Annotated in this window: 1 protein-coding gene and 1 pseudogene; one reads left to right on the forward strand and one right to left on the reverse strand. The window is 57.5% G+C overall.

The genetic code is table 11. The features are described from left to right. A pseudogene (locus NW835_RS04925) lies at positions 1-607 on the reverse strand (UDP-N-acetylglucosamine 1-carboxyvinyltransferase); the annotation flags it as partial. Positions 608-1,045: 438 nt separating this feature from the next. Between NW835_RS04925 and NW835_RS04930 the strand changes: the two are divergent. Further along, on the forward strand, positions 1,046-1,726 hold the full coding sequence (locus NW835_RS04930) for a DUF3386 domain-containing protein (RefSeq protein WP_414370894.1): 681 nt from the start codon (positions 1,046-1,048) through the stop codon (positions 1,724-1,726). Positions 1,727-1,777: the final 51 nt, after the last annotated feature.

Raw genomic sequence — 1,777 nt, forward strand, 5'->3', positions numbered from 1 at the left:
TTGCCTGACAGAAACGGGCCAAATCCGCCACTTCTGGCTCTTGGGCGGCATTTTCGATGACCGTCTCCCCATCCGCCAGCGTAGCGGCCATCATCAGAGTTTCAGTGGCGCCGACGCTGGGATAGTCCAGGTAGATGCGGGTTCCCACCAGCTTGCGGGCATAGGCATGAACCACGCCGTGCTCGATTTGAACCGTTGCCCCCAACGCTTGCAGGCCCCGCACATGCAGATCCACCGGACGGGAGCCGATGGCACAGCCGCCGGGCAGAGGAACTCTAGCCACTCCCAGCCGCGCCAACAGTGGCCCGATGATGAAAAAACTGGCCCGTAACTGGCTGACCAATTCATAGGGAGCTTGGGAAGTTTTGAGGGAGCTGGCATCCAGGTCGAGGGTATTGCCCACATGGGACACCTTAACCCCTAGGGTGGTCAGGATCTGCCCCATGCGTTCAATGTCCAGCAGGCGTGGCACGTTGTGAATTCGGCAAGCTGCAGGAGCCAAAAGGGATCCGGCCATGAGAGCCAAAGCCGAGTTTTTCGCGCCGCCGATGGGAATGTGGCCGCTCAAGGTCTGCTTGCCGACAATTTTCAGCACCGGCCCCATCATCTCCGGCGGGGCTGCCACTCTGGTCTGGGCCGGCGACAGGTTAGGCGCTGGGGATTCCGTCCTACCGACGCGATCGTCAAAAAAATCTCTCAATCTTCCTCCTCACCCACAAAAAGATAGAAAAGTTCTTTCCAGAGAATACTCTGGGGATCAAAGCAGCAACTAAGCTTGCAGGCCAAAACTTGGCGTGAGGCAGGAAGAGAAGCTCGAGTGGCTGTGCCTCTATCCTACAGTGGCGGATGGGGGATCAGCTATGCCAGCTCTTTGCGATGCGAAAACCCCTGTCTTAGCGCTGTGTGGAAGCAGGCTATAGCCGGTAGGGAGTATGTCAACAAATGCAGGTTCTTGCCGCAGGCGGCTGGGGGAGTAGCCTGGCAGCAAGGGGCAGTATGATGGATGGCTATGAGAAGCGCTTGCCAGTAAGACAGGAGACACCCGATGACCGCGACCCAAGTTTCTGCCGAAGAGTTGTTTCGGGCCGCCTACGAAAATCGCTACACCTGGGATCCCGACTTTCCGGGCTACAGCGCCGAAGTCACCTACTGGGATGGGGAGCGTACTTTTGTGGGGCAGGTGCGAGTGGGGGCAGACCTGAAAGCGACGGTTACGGGCGTGGAGGATGAGGAAGCCCGGAAAGCTATTCACAATCAACTTTGGGAGATTGCCATTCACCGGGTGCGCCGCAGCTTTGCCGAGACCCACGGGAACAATACTTTCCGCTATGGCCAGATCCTACCCGATGGCAGTGTGGAGATCCTGGTGGGTGGCAAAGCCGAAGGGGATCGCTACCACGTGCGCGACAACCAGGTAACCATGGTGCATCGGCATATTCATGGAGTAGTGGTGACCATCCACACCTTCAGCAGCCACGACACCGGCGAAGGCTACCTCTCCCACCGCTACGACTCTGTCTATCACGACGCCAAGACTGGCGAGCAAAAGGGTGGGCGCAGCCAATTTGAAGATCTCTACACCAAGGTGGGCAAGTACTACATTCTCTCGGAGCGGCGCATTCAAACGGAGACGGAAGCTGGCGTTGTTGAGAAGTGCTTTAGCTTCAGCAACTTTGCCTTGCTGGATGCTAGCGGTCAAGCGACTACAAAAAGCCCAACACCCTGAATTTTTGTGGCAGCAACGACCTCCGGAAGAGGGATCCTGAGCTATGCTTTG

The sequence above is a fragment of the Synechococcus sp. OH2 genome (assembly GCF_047462155.1).
Taxonomy (GTDB): Bacteria; Cyanobacteriota; Cyanobacteriia; order Thermostichales; family Thermostichaceae; genus Thermostichus.

What these genes read in the sequence shown, in the direction of transcription:
- NW835_RS04930 (WP_414370894.1), top strand. Translation starts at nt 1,046, where the DNA reads ATGACCGCGACCCAAGTTTCTGCCGAAGAGTTGTTTCGGGCCGCCTAC.